This is a genomic window from Streptomyces sp. NPDC096046, from assembly GCF_040303285.1.
Taxonomy (GTDB): Bacteria; Actinomycetota; Actinomycetes; order Streptomycetales; family Streptomycetaceae; genus Streptomyces.
The window spans coordinates 117,064-137,337 of the sequence record NZ_JBEOSZ010000020.1; the positions used below are offsets into that span (position 1 = coordinate 117,064).

Consider the following 20,274-nt stretch of genomic DNA (forward strand, 5'->3'; position numbering starts at 1 on the left):
CAGCGGACGGGTTCAATCACCGAACGCGGAGAAGCCGTTCCCGAGGTATCGGTTCGCGCGACAAAGCGAGGGCTCATGCACACCCCCACCCGCCTGGCAGCCGAGCTGCGGCTCCCGACCAACTGGCTCGACTACACGATCCTCGGTCTCTACTTCCTCGTCGTCCTCGGCATCGGCTTCGCCGCCCGCCACTCGGTCAAGACCAGTCTCGACTTCTTCCTCTCCGGCCGCTCCCTGCCCGCCTGGGTGACCGGCCTCGCGTTCATCGCGGCCAACCTGGGCGCCACCGAGATCCTGGGCATGGCCGCCAACAGCGCCCAGTACGGCGTCTACACCACGCACTGGTACTGGATCGGCGCCATCCCGGCCATGGTCTTCCTCGGCCTGGTGATGATGCCCTTCTACTACGGCTCCAAGGTGCGCTCGGTCCCCGAGTTCCTGCTGCTGCGCTTCGACAAGGCGGCCCACCTGCTCAGTTCCGTGCTCTTCGCCGTCGCCGCCATCCTCATCGCCGGCGTCAACCTCTACGCCCTGGCCATCGTCGTCGAGGCGCTGCTGGGCTGGCCGGAGTGGGTGGCGATCGTGGTCGCCGGCTTCTTCGTGCTGGCGTACATCACCCTCGGCGGCCTGTCCTCGGCGATCTACAACGAGGTCCTGCAGTTCTTCGTCATCCTCGCCGCGCTCATCCCGATCACGTTCCTCGGCCTGAGGAAGGTCGGCGGCTGGGACGGCCTGTCGGACTCCCTGACGAAGAGCCGCGGCGGCGACTTCATGACGTCCTGGGGCGGCACCGGCATCGGCAGCGACAACCCGCTCGGCGCGAACTGGCTGACGATCGTCCTGGGCCTCGGCTTCGTGCTGTCCTTCGGCTACTGGACGACGAACTTCGCCGAGGTGCAGCGCGCGCTGTCCGCGAAGAACCTCTCGGCGGCCCGGCGCACCCCGCTGATCGCCGCCTTCCCGAAGATCTTCATCGTGTTCCTGGTGATGATCCCGGGCCTGGTCGCCGCGGTCCTGGTCCCGAGGATCGGCACCCCCGGCTCCGACCTCCAGTACAACGACGCCATCCCCTACCTCATGCAACAGCTCCTGCCCAACGGCGTGCTGGGCATCGCCGTCACCGGCCTGCTCGCGGCGTTCATGGCGGGCATGGCGGCGAACGTGTCGTCCTTCAACACGGTGTTCACGTCGGACATCTGGGCGAAGTACGTCGTCAGGGACCGCGAGGACGAGTACTACGTGCGCTTCGGCCGGCTCATCACCGCGATCGGTGTCCTGGCCTCCATCGGCACGGCGTTCCTGGCCCGGTCCTTCTCGAACATCATGGCCTACCTCCAGACGCTGTTCTCCTTCTTCAACGTGCCGATGTTCGTCGTCTTCGTCATCGGCATGTTCTGGAAGCGGGCGTCCATGAAGTCGGGCTTCTGGGGGCTGCTCGCGGGCACCACCGCGGCGATGGTCAACTACTTCGTCCTCTACGAGCGGGGCGTCATCGACATCCCCTCCGACCAGGGGGCCAATTTCGTCTCGGCGATCGCCGGCTTCGTCGCGGGCGCGGTCGTCATGGTGGCGGTGTCGCTGTTCACCGCGCCCAAGCCCGCCGAGGAGTTGCGGGGGCTGGTCTACGGCACACGCTCGCCCGGCATGTCGCAGCCGCCGGCACCCGGCGACGAGGCCTGGTACCGCAAGCCGGCGCTGCTCGGCTGGGGCGCGATCGTACTGGCCGCGGCCTGCTACATCCCGTTCTCGTTCTGAGCCAGGAAGGCTGACACCATGTCCGAGTTCCACTCCGAGAAGAACGTGCAGCGGGACACCGACCCGCAGGGCAAGTCGGCGACCGCCGCGCGGTTGTTCGACATCCGGCGGATCATCGGTGGGCTGTTCGTCGTCTACGGCGTGATCGTCATGATCGCGGGGTTCACGGCGTCCGACGCCGACATCGACAAGGCGGAGGGGGTGAACATCAATCTGTGGACCGGGCTGGGGATGCTGGCCCTTGGTCTGTTCTTCCTGGTGTGGCTGAAGCTGCGGCCGGTGGCTCCGCCGCCGCCGGATGTTGTGCCGGGGGATGAACCGAGGGAGTGACGGCGGGCGTCCGGTTGTGCGACTCGGCGCCGATGGCTGTACGACGACGGTCAGGCGTTACTCCTTGACCGCACTGGTGAAAACCTCGGCCCAGACGGTCAGGCCGTCGCCGCTCCGCCGGGTGCCCCAGCAGGTGGCGAGGGCGTCGGTGATCAACAATCCGCGGCCTCGTTCCTGCTCCGGGCTCGGGGAACGAGGTGGCGCGGGAAGGGGATCCGTACGGCAGTCGCCCTCGTCGGTCACGCTGATCGTGACCGTCTCGGCGGCGAGTGCCCAGGCGACAGTGATCGTGTGGCCGTCGGCGTGCTCCAGGGCGTTCGCGACGAGTTCGCCGGTGATCGACTCCAGATCGTCCGCCGCGCCCTGGGGCAGACCCCACGCCCGCGCCGTGTCTCGCATGTGGCGCCGGGCGGCGGGCGCGGAGGCGAGGTCGCGACCGGGCAGGGTGAGCAGGCCGTGGGCCCGAAGTCGGGGCGAGCGGTACGTCAGTACGTCGCCGGCCTCCCTCGAGGGTGTCGGGACCGCTGGTGCTCCGTCGGCCAGGAACGGCTCATCCGCCCCGAGTCGAGCGCCTCGAGACCTGGCGATGAGCAACGCGTCGGAGAGGGCGTCAGCCAACTGGCTCGTAATCGTGTCGAGTTCACCACTCTGCGCCCATCCAAGGGCCAGCAGGTCCCGCGTCCGGCCGAGAAGCCGGTCCGCGAGCCCAAGCTGCGTGCTTTCAATTCGGTCGGCAAGCCGGGAGGCGGGGCCGTCGCCGTCCGTGGGGAGGAGGCAAGGCTGACCGTGTGCGCCGGTCCAGGGCAGGACTCGTGCAGGGTTCACTTCGTCGCTCATGACGCCTTCCGGAGGCAGGCGCGGATGTCGCGGGTATCGAGGTCGACGCCGTACGCGGCAAGCCACAGGGTGTCGCGTCGGAGCCCCTGCAGCCGTGCCTTTTCCTCGCGTTCGTACGCGGTGAGGTAGGGGCGGACGAGGGGGGTGGCGGTGCCGCTGGGCGGGCGACGGCGGATCCGGTGTAATGGTCGTTCTTGCCGGGCGAAGGCGTGAGGATGTGCAGGCCGACACTTCGTGTCAGATGAGGGACCAGATCTGCCGTACTGGATGCCCCAAGGCATGACCGATCCTGGTCAGGTCTTCGCCGTTGAGCATGTGCCTGTTGGGACTCCACGCCCTGAGCCTGAACCGAGCGAATCCGGAAGGAACGTTGTACACGAGGTCGTTCAACGTGGTGTCAGCGCCGCAGCAGGGAACCTTCACCGCAAGGCTTGGGACCTTGCTGTCCCGGTAGGCCTCATCCATCCTCGCCATCCACCAACCGTGGAAGTCGAGTTGAGCTCCGCATCGAGGGCACGACACGGATTCCAGGCCTGCACCGTTGATGAAGGCTGGAGCATCGCCTTGATCCGCTTCGATGTCTCCGAGCGCATCAGGGCACAACTCCTCGGCGAGCGCCACAGCACTGCTACTTGCCGCTTGATCCGGCTGCCAGTACGGGTCGGAGGGAATGAGGTAAAGGACGGTCTCGCTCAACGGGCTCTCGCTTCGGTCGAGGGTTCCTGAAGACGCTACCTGACTTCGGAGAAGGCCGGGGCGCCTCTCAGCGAGCGGCGCCCCGGCTCTCGCGACACGTCTGCTACGGCGTGTGAACGAGGGTGATTCCGGTAACCCCCTTCTCAGAGAAGAGATTCTTTATCGCGACATACGCGTCATACTCAGCGATGTCCCACCGGATTTGAGTCTTCGTTCCCGCAGCTTTCACGGCATCGAGCTGGCGGTTGGCCTGCTTCACAAGCCCATCCGCACCTGAGAAGAAGGGCACGAACTTGCCATCCTTAACCCACTTCGCGTACTCGTAGCCCTTGGCGTCAAGCAGGACCCCGTTCTTGAACCCGTCGAACTTGACGAATCCCTTGACGTTCGGGGTGCCATGGATGACATAACCAAACCCTAGGGGAATACCGGTAATCCGCTGCTCATACAGGACTGAGGCGTTCGTCGCATCCTTCACCTCGTCAGTGATCACCTGCCATCTGCCAGGACCGCCACGCTCGGCCCAAGGCAGCTTGCCACTGGCGATCGCCTTGGCACCGATGCCGGCCATAACCTGATCGGCGACTCCGGCGGCGCGAAGGGCCTTCCACGCGTCGTCGAAGCCAACACCGGTCTTGATGGCCACATCCAGGGCCTTGACGCTGTTGGTAATAGCGGCGAGAGGCTTGGCGACAGGGAGGAACATCGCCGCGGCCCACGCGCAGGAGGACTTGCTGCCGTGGAAGCAGTCGATGAAGTCCCCGATAACGATCTCGAACAGGACCGCACCGAGGGTCTCCCCGAAGAGGCTCTGCCAGCCCAGCTTGAGAATGTCCCGTCCGGAGAAGAAGTGGCTCCACTCAACGGGCTCGTCGGGCCTGATCGTCTTCGTGTCGAGGTAGTGCCACGCCGACTTCGGACAGCCCTCCGGAGTAGCCAGCGCATCGCTCTCGGTGCACAGGTAGAAGTCGGCGACAAGTTCGACGGTCACCGCATAGGTGGCGTCGCAGCCGACAAGAGGCGCGTTCGAGGGGCACTCGCCCATCTGCTTCGCCGAGAGGACCTTCGACTTCTCCTCGTCGACGACGTAGAACACGCCCCCGATACCGGTTCCGGCACCCGTGGAGACCTGCTTGTTGGCTTCCTTCTGTTCGGCTCGTGCCGCTGCTTCCTGGGCTTCCTTGGCGTACTTCTCTGCGTCCTTCGCCGCTTCCTCGGCCTCCGTCGCCGCCGCGTCGGCGCGGTTGGCCGCTGCCCGGGCGTCCTTGGCTGCCTCTTCGGCCTGCGAGGCGGCGGTGCGGGCGGCTTCGGCGTCGAGGGCTGCCTGGTCGGCCGAGTCGCGGGCGTCCTTGGCGTGGCCCTCGGCGCGGCCGGCTGCCTTGTCGGCGGCTTCGGCGTCCTCGGTGGCCTGGCGGTTGTACTCGGTGGTGCGGGCCAGGGATGCCGTCGCCTTGGCTGCGGCCTTGGCGGCGTCGGCCGCGTAGCCGAGGGCTTCCTTGGCGTAGGTGCGGGCGGTCGAGGCATGTCCGGCGGCGTTGGCGGCGTGCTGGTAGGCGGCCTTGGCGTCGCCCTTCGCCTGGTCGGCGAGGTTCTTGGCGGCTGAGGCTTCTGCCTGCGCGTTCTTGGCGTGGGCGTCGGCGACCGCCTTCTGCTGCTCGGCGAGCGTCTTGGACGCCTGGCCGGTGAGGACCACCAGGCCCGCGGCCGAGTCGGTGTCGACGTACGGGGAGCCGAGCTGGATGGCGTCGTTGGCGGGCTTGGCGACCTGGGCGGCGGCGTTGCCGGCATCCACCGCGGCTTGGGCGGTGACGTGAGCGAAGCCCGCCGCCTTCGCCGAGGCGACCAGGGCCTTGGCGGCTTCCTTGTTCGCCGTGTCCGCGTGGGACTTGGCGGTCTTGGCCTGCTTCTCCGCCTCGTCGGCCAGCTCGACCGCCGTCTTCGCCTCGGAGGAGGCGTGCTGGGATGCCTTGATGGCGTCGGCGGCGGCGCTGGTCGCGGTCTTCACCGCGGCGTCGGACTTCAGCTTCGCGGCCTGGGCGTCGTCCGCGTGGGCCCGGGAGCGCTTGGCCGCCGCCTCGGCGCGCGTGGCTGCCGCATCGGCGTCCGCGGCCGCCTTGGTCGCGGCGTCGGCTGCGGAGCGTGCCCTGGTGGCGGCAGCTTCGGCGTCGTCGGCATGCTTGTCCGCCGCGTTGGCCGCGGCGCGGGCGTCCTCGGCTGCTTCGCCGGCCTCCAGGGAGTCGGCGTAGGCACCCTTGGCGTCGGCCTTGGCGCGGGCGGCGTCGGCCTTCTGCTCGGCTTCCCACGCGTCGTCCCGCTTGGCCTTGGCGTTGTCTCGGGCCTTTACCGCGGCGTTCTTCTTCTCGACCGCGGTGCCCTCGGCCGCTTCGGCCTTGTCCTTGGCGTCCTTGGCCTTCGTCGCCTCCGTCTCGGCGTTCTTCTTGTGACGGGCGGCCTCGGCCTGTTTGGCCGCGGCCGTCTTCTTCTCCGCCTCGGCCGTCTTCTCCTCGGCCTCGGCGGCCAAGCGCTTGGCCTTCGCCGTCGCGGCGGCCGACTTGGCCTCTCCCTCGGCCTTCAGCGCCTCGGCGAGCTTGGCCTCCGCGGTCTCCTTGTCCTTCTTCGCGTTGTCGCGGTGCACCTTCGCCGCGTCGGACGCGGCCTTGGCCTGGGACTCGGCCATCGCCGCGGCGGCCTTGCGGAACTCGGCCTTCGACTGTGCGGCCTGGGCCAGGGCGCGCTGCGCGATGGTCGCGCTGTCCCCGGCGGCTGCGCGGGTGGCGGCCTCGGCGGTCTCGCCGGCCTTCACCAGCGCTTGCAGAGCGGCCACGGATCCCTTGGTGACCTGGGCCTTCTGCTGGCCGATCAGCAGCCCCCGACCGCGCGGAGCACCGGCCTCGTCGGCGACGAGGTACGCGGCCTTCTGCGCGGTGTCGGTGGCGGCGGCGTTCTTCTGTGCTGCCGCCAACTGGGCTTTGAGGACGTCGAGCTGCTTCTTCGCCTGCGTCTGCGCCGCAGCGACGCCCTTCTTGGCCTGCTCGAACTGCGCCTTGTCCGGGTAGAACTGGGTGTCCGCGCCGTTGTGGCCCTTGGGAACCATCCTGAACTTCTGCGGGTTGGTGCCGTTGCACCCCCACAGCCAGGCGTTGTGGCTGTTGTCGAACTTGTTCAGGTCCAGGCACTTGTCCGTGGCGGCGTTACGCAGCTCACTGACGGCGCGGACGTCGAACTTCCACTCCTGTGCCTTGCTCTCGTTGCACGTCCAGATCTGGATCTTCGTGCCGTTGTCAGGGCTGCTGTTCTCGACGTCCAGGCACTTGTCGGACTTGACGTTGACGAGGAAGTAGCTGTCACTGGAAGCGGCGCGAAGCCGCCACTGCTGCCCCATGGCGTTGTTGCAGGTGTAGATCTGCACCGGGGTGCCGGAGGTCGTCTTGCCGCCCTCCGCGTCCAGGCACTTGCCCTTGGCCGCCTCGACCTGGATGACAGCCGGGGAGTCGCCGATCCAGCCCGCACCGCCGGGGGCCCAATAGTCCTGCCAACGGACCAGACGGTCGGCGACCCACGAGTGCCCGAGCAGGTCCCCCAGGGCCTTCGCGCCGACGGCCAGGGCGTTGGTGGCGTTTTTGCTGGAGGTGAGGATCTGGTTGCGCTGGGACGCCTGGGAGGTGATCTCCCGCTGCCACTCCGAAGCAGCCGTGTCGGCCATGCCGCCCAGGACCTTGTTCGGGTCGATCGGGTCCCGCCAGGCGCATGAGGCGTACCTGGTCTTCAGGTCCTCGACGGCGATCCGGTGTTCCGCTGTACCCGGCTCGGGCGCGGTGCGGGGAAAGCCGCCTGAGGCCAGGAACAGGCGGGCGTCGTCGGCGCCGTTGCCGTTGCCGTTGAAGGTGTTGAGCAGCCCTTCAAACGCTCGCTGTTCCTCGTACTGCCGCTGCCACTCACCAGGAGGCAGGTCCGGATCGTAGGGCTTCTCGCCGTAGAGCGGGGTGCCCAGATCTGTGACGGCCTTCAGGGTCCTGTCGTCGGCCCTGGGGGTGAGGTCCTCGTAGAAGTCACTCTCGTTCTTCCAGAACCTGTCCGCGATCCACTTCGTCAGACCGGTCTGGCTGTGGAAGTCCTCCTCGTCGTCACCCGGCCCCCCGGGAGGCCAATGGAAGTCGGCAACCGTGAATCCGCCCGGGGTCTCCAGTCCGTCGAGGGGCTTCGCCCACTGGTTCCAGAGGGCGTTGACGGCATGGAGCTCCTTCTGGGCCGCGTCCCTGTCCTTCTGGTACGCGACGGCCAGCGGGGTGTCCTCCCAGTGATCCCGGTCGGCCAGTGCGTGCAGCTTGTCCGGCGGCTGGTTGAGCCCGTCCTGTGCGGTCGCGGCCATGGACGGTCCGCCCAGGCGCAGCAGCTCCGCCATCAGGCACTGGTCCTGGCGGAGTTGCTCGGCCGCCGTGTCGTCGGCCCAGTCGGACGACACGGACGAGTCGCCCGCCTGGGCGGTTGCCTCCGTTCCGGTGGGCCGGTCCGGCAGGCCGGGCTGGAAGGCCACACCGGCCAGGACGGCCGCGGCCACCGCGGACGGGATGACGGAAGTCAGGAACCGGGGTCTGCCCCGGCGGGGCAGGAAACGGGTTCTGGGCAGGAAAGGCCCTGGTCTCGGGCGCACGAATACATCCCCCTCGCAGCAGGCGAAGGCGTCCGGGGGTGCAGTCGGACAGAGCGGAGGAGGTGCGTGACGAAGCGGCGATGTCGCGGCAGGTCGGTGCGTCCCTCCCCTCGGCGATGATGTCCCCCGGTCGCCGGTCGACGCGCCTTGTGGCGGAGTGGTCAGCTCCGCAGGGCGCGACGATCACTCTAGGCACAGGAGTTCGAATCAACCAGGGTATTTCTGCGAGGCCGGAGCGGCCTGGCGCGAAAGGAGCCCCGAGCTTTCACCGGTGCCACAAGCCCAAGCACCTTTGCGCACCTGTGGGTTTACTGTGCTCATCTCGTGAACACGGGATGGAGCCGGGTGCCACGCAGGGCGGAGATCGGCCGGAACCTGCCCCCGCCCACCCGCCTCGGCGAACAGCCCGTCAGCCCCCCGGACGCGGGTCCCGCGACACCGCCCCCGCCCGGTCCAGCAACCCCGTCCGTGCTGCCAGCGCCGCCGCCTCCAGGCGGGAGCCCACGCCCAGTTTCATCAGCACCCGCTGGACGTGCGTACGCGCCGTCGACGGTGCTATGCCCATGCCCGCCGCGATGAGGCGGGTGTCCTCGCCGTCGGCGACGCGCAGCAGCACCTCCACCTCGCGCGGCGTGAGCATCTGGAGCAACCGCTGGCCCTCGTCGTCCGGTTGGGCCGCCGGGTTGAGCAACTCGCTGAACGCTCCCTGCAGTAGCTGCGGCGCCACCGCCGCCTCGCCCGCCCGCGCCTTCATGATCGCCCGCTCGACACCCTCTATGCGTTCATCGTGCCGGACGTAGCCGGAGGCTCCCGCCGCGAACGCCGCCGCGATGCCCCGGGGGCTGGGCACCGGCCCCAGCACCAGCACCGCGACCTGCGGTCGCTCCCGCTTGATCCGCACCACCGGGTCGAAGATCCCCGGCTCCGCCGGCGCCGCCGTCCCCAGCAGACACACCTCCGGCGCCCGTGTGATCACCAGCTCCGCCGCCCCCGCGGCGGGCGCCGCCGCGGCCAGCACCCGGTGCCCTCGCAGTTTCAACGCCGAGGCCAGCGCCTCGGCCAGCAATCGGTGGTCGTCGACCACCATGAGCCGTACTCCCATCGAGCAACCCCCCAGTCACCCCAGCCCCCTATGGAAGCCCCCCGGCTCCCCCGCCTTCATGCCCCCGGAAGCTACACGCTTGTTCGACGTTGCGCTCCCCCTACCCGTGAGAATCGCCCCGGATCGCCGAACTTCCTCTCCTTCCAGGTTGACCGCGCCCAACGGATACGGCCCCGCCCCTGAACAGGGACGGGGCCGTATCAGCCATCAGTCGATCAAGAACCGGAAGCACCCGGTCAGAGCCCGGTCACAGCCCGGTCAGCCCGTGCCGAAGCCGACCGCCAGGTACTCCTTCTCCCGCACCGTCGACCGCTTGCTCGCGTACACCTTGGACATGTAGAGGTGCCCGTCGGCGTACAGGAATTCGGAGTACTCCGGCGACATGCGGGTCTCCACGTCACGGACATTGTCCGTCGCGGGGTTCTCCAGCAGCGTCGTCTCCTTGAAGCTGCCCCCGTCGATGCTCACGACCTGTCCGCCCTTGTCGTACGGCGGACGCTTGTACGCGATCAGGTTGCCGCCGTCCATGCGCAGCGGCGAGATCCTGTAGCCGTCGCCCGCGTCGGCCCGCTGCCCGGTCTGCTTGCCGGTGGCGAGGTCGAAGGCGACGATCTCGTTGGTCTGGCTGTACTTGCCGGCGCCGTCGTGCTCCTCGGTCGGCAGGTACAGCCGGTCGTTGCCGACGGCCAGCAGGTTGCAGGCCTCGACGCGGGTGATGCCCTCGCAGCGGGCCGCGAACTGCTCACCCGGCGCGGAGATGCGCGTGCGCAGCTTGCCGGTCTTGCCGTCGATGGAGAAGAAGTCGGAGATGCCGCTGCCGTCACCCGCGGAGTCGCCGACGTCGGCGGCCACGACCAGCGGATCGGTCGACACGATGCTCGCGTACTCGATGCCCTCGGTCATCTTGTACTCGGAGATCACCTTCCCGGACTTCGGGTCGATGGTCTGGATGTGCAGCTGCCGCTGGTCGTACGAGCCGCACTTGCGCACCGCGACCAGCTTCTCGCCGCCGCCGTAGCCGGCGTCGTAACAGGAGTCGGTCGGCTTCGGGCTCCACAGGAGCTTGCCGGAGACGTCGAACGCGGCGCCGCCGCTGGTGCTGCCGACGGCGACGGTCTTTCCGCTGAGGGTGATGTTGTCGAAGTTGATCAGCTGGTCACCGGTCTTGACCGTCTTGGTCCACAGCCTCTTGCCGGCGTCGAGGTCGATGAGCGCGATCTGGCTGCACCCGTGCGAAGGGTCGGCCTTGGTGGGCATGGCCGGCTGGTAGAGGATCGCCGTCAGGTCGTCATCGGTGACGTGGCGGGCGGCCTGGCAGACCGGGCCGTCCAGCGGGATCTTCCACAGCTCGCCGCCCTTGTCGCGGTCGTAGCCGACGATCTGGGCGATGCCGCTCTTGACGTACGCCTGGTCGGTGAGCCACGAGCCGGAGACGACGACCGTGCTGTCGTTCTTCACCTCGGGCGCCGGGACCTGGAAGAGGACCTTGGCGCTGGGGTCGGACGGCGCCTTCTCCTTGCCGGAGGTGGTGCCGCCGTTGTCGTCGTCCGTCCCGCCGGTGCCGCCGCTGGAGCCGGCGGTGTCGTTCTTCTTGCCCTCGTCACCACCGGACTTGGCGTACCAGACGCCACCGCCGATGATCAGGGCGATCGCCACGACAGCGGCGACGATGATCGCCATCTGCGCGGTGAACTTCCCGCCGCCGCCCGGCTGTCCGGTCTGCGGCTGGTGCGGCATGGCCTGCTGCGGATAGCCGTAACCGGGCGGCTGACCGTATCCCGGCTGACCATAAGGCGCTTGCTGCGGCTGGCCGTACGGCGCCTGCTGCGGCTGCCCGTACGGCCCCGGCTGCGGCTGCCCGTACGGCCCCGGCTGCTGACCGGGATAGCCGTAGCCGGGTGGGGCCTGCGGAGGCTGGGGCGCCGGAGCGCCCTGCGGATAGCCGTAACCCTGCGGAGGCTGGGGCGGCGTCTGCGGGGCGGTCGGCGGAGTCGTCTGTGGCGTCTGGGGGTAGCCGTACCCCGGTTCCGGGGTCTTGCCGAGGTTCGGCCCGGCCGCGGGCGGCGGGGTCTGCGGCGGCTGGTCCTGGGGCGGCCCGAAGCCGCCCCCCTGCGGGGGCTGCTGGGGCGGAGGGGGCGGCGGCTGGCTCATGGCGTGGGTACCTCGGGGAAGGGTGCGCGGGACGGGGGGAGTCCGGAAGGAGGAAGAGTCACTTGCCGTAGGCGAGCATCAACTTCTCCTTCGTGTCGTCGTTCCCGCTCAGCCGGGTCGTCGAGAGGTAGAAGCGCCCGTCGACCCAGTCGATGTCCTTGGAGAAGAAGCTGTCCTCGATGTCCGCGGCACCCTGCGGGTTCTGCAGCAGCCTGGACGGCTTGTGGCTGCTGCCGCCGGTCGGGATGGACACGATCTGCCCGCCCGCGTCGTACGACGGCTGCACATAGGCGATGAGCTTTCCGCCCTCGGTCTTCACCGGCAGCATCGACTCGTCGGAGGGCGACTTCACGCGCCACTTCTCCTTGCCGTCGGCGAGGTTGACCGCGACGATCTCGTTGGCGCCGGTGGTGGCCTTGGTCGGCAGGTACAGGGTGGAGTCGTCGACGGCGACGCCCCGGCAGCCGGTGAGGTCGCGCTCGAGGATCGCCCAGCCGCACTCGGGGGCGAAGTCCTCGTCGAAGCCGACCTGCGAGCGGAACGTGCCGCCGGAGGTGAAGGTGGAGATGTTCCAGGCCTTCTTGTCCGCGTTGGTGCTGTAGATGACGAGAGGGCTGACCGAGTAGGTGCGCGCGACCCGCCAGCCCTTGTCGAACGGCTGGGTCCATCTGGCCTTGCCGGTCTTCGGGTCGAGCTCCTGGACCTCGTCGTGCGCCTTGTCGGTGCCGGCGCCGCAGGAGGAGACGGCGATCAGCTTCTCGCCGCCGGCGAACGCGGCGGGGAAGCAGGCGTTGCCGTAGCGCTTCTTGTCGAAGAGCTTGTCGCCGTTGGTGACGTCGTAGGCCGTGCCGGACTGGGAGCGGCCCACCATCAGCGTCTTGCCGGTGATGGACAGTTCGACGGAGAGCGTGGAGTCGAACAGGGCGCCGTCGGCGACCTGCTTCTTCCAGCCCTTCTCGCCGGTGCCGAGGTCGATCTCCTGAAGCTGGTTGCACTTGGCGCGGTCGCTGCTGCCGCTCATGTACGCGACGACGATGGTGTCGTCGGACGTCTTCTGCGGAGTCGTCGCGCAGATCTTCTGCGGGAAGGTGATCGCGTCCCAGGCGGGTTCGCCGTCACCGACGTTGTAGGCGAAGAGCTGCTTGTAGGCGGCCTTCACCGCGGTCTTGCCGGTGATCCACATGCCCGGGGCGTCGGCCCCGGAACCGGGGGCGTCGGGCGCCTCCTTGTACCAGAGGACCTTGGCCTCGCCGGCCTGGCGGCCCTCGTTGAGGTTCTCCGGGTCCTCGCCGCCGTCGCCGCTGCCGTCACCGGGGTTGACCGGGGCGGAGGAGCCGGGCTTGGCGTCGTCGGGCTTCTGGGCGACCGGCTTGTTCCCGCTCTTGCCGCCGTCGTCGCCGGTGACGGCCCACACGGTGGCGCCGACGACGAGGAGCGCGGCGACGGCCGCGCCGATGATGATGGCCGGCTTGCCCTTGAAGGGGTTGCCCGAGCCGCCTCCGGGCGGGGTGCCGGGCGGACCGGGGTACTGCGGCTGCTGCGGGTGGCCGTAACCGGGCTGGCCGTACGGGCCGGGCTGCTGCGGCTGGCCGTAGGGGCCGGGGGTGTACGGCCCCGGCTGTCCCGGCTGCCCGTACGGACCGGGCTGCTGCGGAGGCTGCTGCGGGTAGCCGTACCCGGGCTGCGGCGGGTAGCCGTACCCGGGCTGCGGCGGGCCCTGCGGGGGCGGCGGCGTCTGGGGCGGGCCCTGGGGCGGCGGCGGGGTCTGCGGTGCCCCGAAACCACCGCCCTGCGGCGGCTGGTTCTGCGGTGCTCCGAAGCCACCGTGCGGCGGCTGACTGGGCGGCTGAGTCATCAGCGGCTCCCCCGTTCGATCACTGATTTTTAGCCACGCCCTGAGGTACGCGATGGGCTCAGAGTCGCTTCATGAAGTTCTAAGACGCCTCTTTCTATCACCAGGTTCCGACAGCACACGGGGCCGATCAGCCCCTGTTCCCAAGGGAGGACCGGCCCGTGATGCCGTCGTTACGCGCCTTCACGCACCCTTCACGCGTCCTCGGCGAGTTCCAGCCAGCGCATCTCCAGCTCCTCGCGCTGACCGGCCAACTCCCGCAGCTCGGCGTCCAGTTCGGCGACCTTCGCGAAGTCCGTGGCGTTTTCGGCGATTCGGGCGTGGAGTTTGGCCTCCTTCTCGGAGACCTTGTCGAGCTGCCGCTCGATCTTCTGGAGCTCCTTCTTGGCGACGCGCTGGTCGGCGGCACTCTTCTCCGGGGCCGCGGACTGCTGCTGCGCCGCCACGGGGGACGAGGCGGCCGCGGCCTCCTCCATGCGCTGCCGCCGCTCCAGGTACTCGTCGATGCCGCGCGGCAGCATCCGCAGGGCGCCGTCGCCGAGCAGGGCGAACACCCGGTCGGTGGTGCGCTCGATGAAGAACCGGTCGTGGGAGATGACGATCATCGAGCCGGGCCAGCCGTCGAGCACGTCCTCCAGCTGGGTCAGCGTCTCGATGTCGAGGTCGTTGGTGGGCTCGTCGAGGAAGAGCACGTTGGGCTCGTCCATGAGCAGGCGCAGCAGCTGGAGCCGGCGGCGCTCACCGCCGGACAGGTCGCCGACGGGCGTCCACTGCTTCTCCTTGCCGAAGCCGAACGTCTCGCACAGCTGCCCGGCGGTCATCTCGCGCCCCTTGCCGAGGTCGACGCGCTCGCGCACCTGCTGCACCGCCTCCAGCACGCGCGTGGCCGGGTCGAGTTCGGCGACCTCCTGGGAGAGGTAGGCCAGCTTCACCGTCTTGCCCACGCGGACGCGCCCGCCGACGGGCTGGGTGTCACCCTCGGACCTCGCGGCCTCGGCCATGGCCCGCAGCAGGGACGTCTTCCCGGCGCCGTTGACACCGACCAGGCCGATCCGGTCACCGGGCCCGAGCTGCCAGGTGACGTGCTTGAGGAGGACCTTGGGGCCCGCCTGGACGGTGATGTCCTCCAGGTCGAACACGGTCTTGCCCAGCCGGGTGGAGGCGAACTTCATCAGCTCGCTGCTGTCCCGCGGCGGCGGTACGTCCGCGATGAGCTCGTTGGCGGCCTCGACACGGAAGCGCGGCTTGGACGTACGGGCCGGTGCGCCACGCCGCAGCCAGGCCAGCTCCTTGCGGACGAGGTTCTGCCGCTTGACCTCCTCGGTGGCGGCGATGCGCTCGCGCTCGGCACGGGCGAAGACGTAGTCGGAGTAGCCGCCCTCGTACTCGTAGACCGCGCCGCGCTGGACGTCCCACATGCGGGTGCAGACCTGGTCCAGGAACCACCGGTCGTGGGTCACGCACACCAGCGCCGACCTGCGGTTCTGCAGATGCCGGGCGAGCCAGGCGATGCCCTCGACGTCGAGGTGGTTGGTGGGCTCGTCCAGGACGAGCAGGTCCTGGTCCTCGATGAGCAGCTTGGCGAGCGCGATGCGCCGCCGCTCACCGCCGGACAGCGGACCGATGACGGTGTCCAGCCCCTTGGGGAACCCCGGCAGGTCGAGTCCGCCGAACAGGCCGGTCAGCACGTCCCTGACCTTGGCGACGCCCGCCCACTCGTGGTCGGCCATGTCGCCGATGACCTCGTGGCGGACGGTGGCCTCGGGATCGAGGGAGTCGTGCTGGGTGAGCACGCCGACGCGCAGACCGCCGGAGTGCGTGACGCGCCCGGTGTCGGCCTCCTCCAGCCTGGCGAGCATCCGGATCAGCGTGGTCTTGCCGTCGCCGTTGCGGCCGACGACGCCGATGCGTTCCCCTTCGGAGACACCGAGGGAGACGCCGTCGAGCAGGGCGCGGGTGCCGTACACCTTGCTGACGTTCTCGACATTGACCAGGTTGACGGCCATTACTCTCCTGCCAAGGGGGATGGATCGACCCTCCAGGGTAGTCGCGCGGCCGGGTGCTCCGGCCGGGCGGTTCACGCCTCGGCCGCCGCCTTCACGCCCGGCGCTAATAACGCCACACCGAGGGTGTCGGGATCGGCCCCCGCCTCCAGGCAGCGCCGTGACCTCGTCCACGTCCCCGCGCCGTGGGCCGCGACCAGTTCCCGCACTGCTGTGCCCCCCTCTCGAAACGACCGGGGGAGCCCAGGCGCCCGGCTGCGGCCGGGGCAGGTGGTCAACGCCCGGCGATCGTCGCCCCGGGCGCCGGACCCGACGCCGTGCACACCGTCCGGCATGTCCCGGACGTCAGGAGGGCCTGTGCCACCGTGGCGGCCGACTCGGGGCCGCGGGCCAGGAACGCCGTGGTCGGGCCGGAGCCCGAGACCAGCGCCGCGAGCGCACCGGCGGCCCGGCCCGCCGCCAGGGTGTCGGCGAGTTCCGGGAAGAGGGAGAGCGCGGCCGGCTGGAGGTCGTTGGAGACGGTGGCGGCGAGCGCGTCCGGGTCGCCCTTGGCGAGGGCGTCGAGGAGTTCCTGGGAGGGTACGGGGGTGGGGATGTCCACGCCCTCCCCCAACCGGTCGAACTCGCGGAAGACCGCCGGGGTGGACAGTCCGCGGTCGGCCATCGCGAACACCCAGTGGAAGGTGCCGCCGACCTCCAGGGGCGTCAGCTGCTCGCCCCGCCCGACCCCCAGGGCCGCCCCGCCGACCAGGCTGAACGGCACATCGCTGCCCAGTTCGGCGCAGATGTCGAGGAGTTCTTCGCGGGAGGCGCCGGTCTGCCACAGCGTGTCACAGGCCACCAGGGCAGCGGCGCCGTCCGCGCTGCCGCCCGCCATGCCGCCGGCGACGGGGATGTCCTTGGCGATGTGGAGGTGCACGTCGGGGCTGCGGCCGTACCGCTCGGCCAGCGCGATCGCCGCCCGCGCCGCCAGGTTCGTACGGTCCAGCGGGACCTGGTCGGCGTCCGGGCCGTCGCACGTGATGCGGAGCTCGTCGGCCGGGGTGACGGTGACCTCGTCGTAGAGGCCGACGGCGAGGAAGACGTTGGCCAGGGGGTGGAAGCCGTCGGGGCGGGCGGCGCCGACCGCCAGCTGGACGTTGACCTTGGCGGGGACGCGGACCGTGACGCTCACGCGGGCTCCTTCTCCTCGTGCCGGTCCGCCTTGTGCTCGGCGATCCGCGCGAACTCCTCCACGGTCAGCGACTCACCCCGGGCCTGCGGCGAGACCCCGGCGGCGACGAGGGCCCCCTCGGCGGCGGCGGCCGATCCGGCCCAGCCCGCGAGCGCGGCCCGCAGCGTCTTGCGGCGCTGGGCGAACGCGGCGTCGACGACGGCGAACACCTCGCGCTTCGAGGCCGTCGTCCTCAGCCGCTCGGTCCGGCGGACCAGGGAGACCAGGCCGCTGTCGACGTTCGGCGCCGGCCAGAAGACGTTCCGTCCGATGGAGCCGGCGCGCTTGACCTCGGCGTACCAGTTGGCCTTGACCGAGGGGACGCCGTAGACCTTCGAGCCGGGCGGGGCGGCGAGCCGGTCGGCTACCTCCGCCTGGACCATGACGAGGGTGCGCTCGATGGTCGGGAAGGTGTCGAGCATGTGCAGCAGGACCGGCACGGCCACGTTGTAGGGGAGGTTGGCGACCAGCGCGGTCGGGGCGGGGCCCGGCAGCTCGGTGACGTGCATGGCGTCGGAGTGGACCAGGGCGAACCGGTCGGCGCGCTCGGGCATGCGGGCCGTGACGGTCGCGGGCAGCGCGCCGGCGAGCACGTCGTCGATCTCCACGGCGGTGACCCGGTCGGCGGCCTCCAGCAGCGCGAGGGTGAGCGACCCGAGCCCCGGGCCGACCTCGACGACCACGTCGTCGGGGCGGACCTGTGCGGTGCGGACGATACGGCGGACGGTGTTCGCGTCGATCACGAAGTTCTGTCCGCGTTGCTTGGTGGGGCGTACGCCGAGGGCTGCCGCGAGTTCGCGGATGTCGGCGGGGCCCAGAAGGGCGTCGGGGGTGGGGCTGCTGGTCACGGGACAAGGGTACGGGGGCCAGGTCACCCCTCGGGGTTCGCCCTTGTCCGCCTTGTCCGCGTTATTCGCCTTGTCCGCGCAGCCGCCCCCCGCAGTGCGGCCACGGACTGGTGCCCCGCCGCACGTACAGCTTCTTCGCCCGGTAGGTCTGTTCCGCCGCCGGGGCGTCCTGGGGGCGGCCACTGCCGCCGAGGGCCTGCCAGGTCTGGGTGTCGAACTGGTAGAGGCCGCCGTAGGTGCCCGAGGAGTCGACCGCGTCGGGGCGTCCGCCCGACTCACAGGCCGCGAGGCCCTGCCAGTCGAGGTGGTCGGCGCCCTGCACGGACACCGGGCGCGGTTTCGTCCCGACCTTCACGATCTGCGGGCGCGGCACCCGCACCACCTCGGACCTGATCCGGCGCGGCTTCTGCCGGACGCCGTTGACCGTGCGAAGGGAGAAGGTGATCCGGCGCAGGCCCGGCTCGCCCGCACGCTCCACGACCTCCGTGCCGCGGAACAGGTCCGGATCGTCCGTGCGCCGCACCTGGAACGGGATCGGCTCCTCGCGGACCTCCTTGCCGCCGGTGATCCGCAGCACCGTCACGGTCTGTCCGTCGCGCGGGAAGCTGCCCTGCGGGACGGAGGTGGTGTCCTGGCCGCGCAGGGTGATCCCGGCCTCCTCGACGGCCTCCCGCACGGTCGCCGCGTTGGTGCGCACCGTGCGGGCGCGGCCGTCCGCCATGATCGTGACCGTGCGCTCGGTCCGCACGTCCAGTGCGAGGCCCTCGCGCCCGATGCGCCGTGAGCGGGGCGTGGACACGTAGGCGCCCTCCTGCCGCACACCGAACTGCCGCAGCGCCCCCGCCACCGTGTGGGCGGTCGTCCACACCTCGCGCCGGTGTCCGTCGAGGGTGAGCCGCACGGGACGGGCGTAGTGCACGGCGATCTCGTCGCCGCTGGCGATCCGCGTACCGGGCCCGGGTGCCACCACGTCGTGGGCGCCGACCTCGACGCCCTCCTCCGTGAGCAGTTCGGTGACGTCGTCGGCGAAGGTGTGCAGCGTGCGCGTCCTGCCGTCGACGTTCAGTTCGATGGCCTTGTCCTTGGCGACGAACGCCGTGGTGCCGCCCGCCAGGAAGGCCACGACCAGGGCCTGCGGGACCAGCCGTCGCATGGGACTGTCCGGGCGCTCGGCGTAGCGCGCCTTGCGCCGGCGCGTGACCCTGCGGTGCGAGCCGGTGCGCGCAGCGGCTCGTGACCCGGCGCGCGTACCCGCACCCGGGCCGGCGGCCCCCGCGGGCTCTCCGTCCGGGACGCCCTGCCGGGGCAGCCCGGGCAGGGTCGGGGTTTCGTGGGCGGGGCGGCAGGTGTCCTCGTGGGCGGGGCGGCAGGTGTCCTCGTAGGCGGGGCGGTAGGTGTCCTCGTAGGCGGGGCGGTAGGTGTCCTCGTAGGCGGGTCGGCAGGTGTCCTCGTAGGCGGGTCGGCAGGTGTCCTCGTAGGCGCCGGGCGCCCCGTGGCCGAGGGTCTCGGCGTTGTGCGGATCAGCCGGAGGCGCGTCGAAACGGCCGTACGCCGGGTCGGCGTAGGCCGGGCCGTACGTCTCGTACATCTCGAAGGTCTTGTACGTCTCGTACGTCTCGTACCGCGAGTTGCTCACGCCGACGCGCTCCAGGGGCCGGAGGGGGTTCAGAGGGGTCCGGATCGGGCCCCCAGAACCTAGCGGAGCGACCGTCACTCTCCAAAGCGACGCGACTACGCACAGTCGTGCGGCCGGTGTCAGTAACCGAAGGCCCGCGCGGTGTTCGCGCCGAGCGCCGTGGCCAGCGCGTCCTCGTCGACGCCACGCACCTCGGCCATGGCCCGCACCGTGATCGGCACCAGGTAGGGGGCGTTGGGCCGCCCGCGGTAGGGCGCCGGGGTGAGGAAGGGCGCGTCCGTCTCCACGAGGAGGAGTTCCAGCGGGGCCACGGCCACCGCGTCCCGCAGGTGCTGTGCGTTCTTGAAGGTGACGTTGCCGGCGAAGGACATGAAGTAGCCCGCGCTCGCGCAGATTTCGGCCATCTCGGCGTCACCGGAGTAGCAGTGGAAGACGGTCCGCTCGGGGGCGCCCTCCTCCTTCAGCACGCGCAGGACATCGGCGTGGGCCTCGCGGTCGTGGATGACCAGGGCCTTGCCGTGCCGCTTGGCGATCTCGATGTGGGCGCGGAAGGACCGCTCCTGCGCCTCCTTGCCCTCGGGGCCGGTGCGGAAGTAGTCGAGGCCGGTCTCACCGACGCCCTTGACCTGCTCCCGTGCGGCCAGCCGGTCGATCTCGGCGAGCGCGTCGTCCAGGGCCGTCTGGCCGCCGGGTTCGCGGGCGCCCTGCCGCGACCAGCCGTCGGGGTCGCCGTGCACGATCCGGGGCGCCTCGTTCGGGTGCAGGGCGACCGTGGCGTGGACGGCGGAGTGGGCCGCCGCCGTCTCGGCCGCCCAGCGCGAGCCCTGGAGGTCGCAGCCGACCTGCACGACCGTCGTCACTCCGACCGACGCCGCCTTGGCCAGCGCCTCCTCGACCGTGCCGGACTGCATGTCCAGGTGGGTGTGGGAATCGGCGACCGGCACCCGGAGGGGCTCCGGGAGGGGCGGGGCCGCGTTCTTGTCCTGGCGGCCGGAGGCGTTCGAAGGCATGCCCCGATCCTACGAAAGGGGTACGCCCTCCCCGATGGGGGAGGACCGGGGAGGGCGTCGGCTAGGGGGCTTCTGATGGATCTACGTGGAAGAATGAGCGGCGTTCGGTGCGTGCGATCGGCGTGCGCCGTGAACGGTCATGTGGCGGAGCCACCTGTCCGTTCACGGCGTGCGGCGAGCGTGCGTGCCG

The 20,274-nt window shown here is 70.3% G+C and carries 13 protein-coding genes; 2 read left to right on the top strand and 11 right to left on the bottom strand.

Annotation, left to right across the window (positions count from 1 at the left end):
- Positions 1 to 75 precede the first annotated feature (75 nt).
- A complete protein-coding gene (locus ABTX62_RS19465) occupies positions 76 to 1,755 on the top strand; it encodes a sodium:solute symporter family protein (protein ID WP_352117309.1) in 1,680 nt (559 codons plus the stop codon).
- 18 nt (positions 1,756 to 1,773) lie between these two features.
- Positions 1,774 to 2,085 (top strand): hypothetical protein, encoded by a 312-nt coding sequence (locus ABTX62_RS19470; RefSeq protein WP_352117310.1) that lies wholly within the window; start codon positions 1,774 to 1,776, stop codon positions 2,083 to 2,085.
- A gap of 57 nt (positions 2,086 to 2,142) precedes the next feature.
- On the opposite strand, the gene ABTX62_RS19475 is transcribed toward ABTX62_RS19470, so the two are convergent.
- The 11 genes from ABTX62_RS19475 to ABTX62_RS19525 all read right to left on the bottom strand — a co-directional run bounded on the left by ABTX62_RS19475 (position 2,143) and on the right by ABTX62_RS19525 (position 20,084).
- The gene (locus tag ABTX62_RS19475; protein WP_352117311.1) at positions 2,143 to 2,703 is read right to left on the bottom strand and encodes an ATP-binding protein; all 561 of its coding nucleotides are present in this window, start codon (positions 2,701 to 2,703) and stop codon (positions 2,143 to 2,145) included.
- Between the two features lie 456 nt (positions 2,704 to 3,159).
- Complete coding sequence (locus tag ABTX62_RS19480; protein ID WP_352117312.1) at positions 3,160 to 3,618, bottom strand: hypothetical protein; 459 nt, start codon at positions 3,616 to 3,618, stop codon at positions 3,160 to 3,162.
- Positions 3,619 to 3,721: 103 nt separating this feature from the next.
- Positions 3,722 to 8,176, bottom strand: a complete 4,455-nt coding sequence (locus ABTX62_RS19485) for a ricin-type beta-trefoil lectin domain protein (protein WP_352117313.1) — start codon at positions 8,174 to 8,176, stop codon at positions 3,722 to 3,724.
- 502 nt (positions 8,177 to 8,678) lie between these two features.
- Positions 8,679 to 9,371, bottom strand: a complete 693-nt coding sequence (locus ABTX62_RS19490) for a helix-turn-helix transcriptional regulator (RefSeq protein ID WP_352117314.1) — start codon at positions 9,369 to 9,371, stop codon at positions 8,679 to 8,681.
- Between the two features lie 258 nt (positions 9,372 to 9,629).
- Positions 9,630 to 11,522: an outer membrane protein assembly factor BamB family protein gene (locus ABTX62_RS19495; protein WP_352117315.1), complete on the bottom strand. Its 1,893-nt coding sequence runs from the start codon at positions 11,520 to 11,522 to the stop codon at positions 9,630 to 9,632.
- 58 nt (positions 11,523 to 11,580) lie between these two features.
- Positions 11,581 to 13,377, bottom strand: a complete 1,797-nt coding sequence (locus ABTX62_RS19500; RefSeq protein ID WP_352117316.1) for an outer membrane protein assembly factor BamB family protein — start codon at positions 13,375 to 13,377, stop codon at positions 11,581 to 11,583.
- A 191-nt stretch (positions 13,378 to 13,568) separates the two neighbouring features.
- Entirely contained in the window at positions 13,569 to 15,380 is a 1,812-nt protein-coding gene (locus ABTX62_RS19505) for an ABC-F family ATP-binding cassette domain-containing protein (RefSeq protein WP_352117317.1), read from the bottom strand.
- A gap of 271 nt (positions 15,381 to 15,651) precedes the next feature.
- Positions 15,652 to 16,551, bottom strand: a complete 900-nt coding sequence (locus ABTX62_RS19510) for a 4-(cytidine 5'-diphospho)-2-C-methyl-D-erythritol kinase (protein WP_352117318.1) — start codon at positions 16,549 to 16,551, stop codon at positions 15,652 to 15,654.
- Positions 16,548 to 17,438: a 16S rRNA (adenine(1518)-N(6)/adenine(1519)-N(6))-dimethyltransferase RsmA gene (gene rsmA / locus ABTX62_RS19515; protein WP_352117319.1), complete on the bottom strand. Its 891-nt coding sequence runs from the start codon at positions 17,436 to 17,438 to the stop codon at positions 16,548 to 16,550. The genes ABTX62_RS19510 and rsmA overlap by 4 nt, the downstream gene beginning before the upstream one ends.
- A gap of 61 nt (positions 17,439 to 17,499) precedes the next feature.
- Complete coding sequence (locus ABTX62_RS19520; RefSeq protein ID WP_352117320.1) at positions 17,500 to 19,074, bottom strand: resuscitation-promoting factor; 1,575 nt, start codon at positions 19,072 to 19,074, stop codon at positions 17,500 to 17,502.
- A gap of 119 nt (positions 19,075 to 19,193) precedes the next feature.
- On the bottom strand, positions 19,194 to 20,084 hold the full coding sequence (locus ABTX62_RS19525; protein WP_352117321.1) for a TatD family hydrolase: 891 nt from the start codon (positions 20,082 to 20,084) through the stop codon (positions 19,194 to 19,196).
- Positions 20,085 to 20,274: the final 190 nt, after the last annotated feature.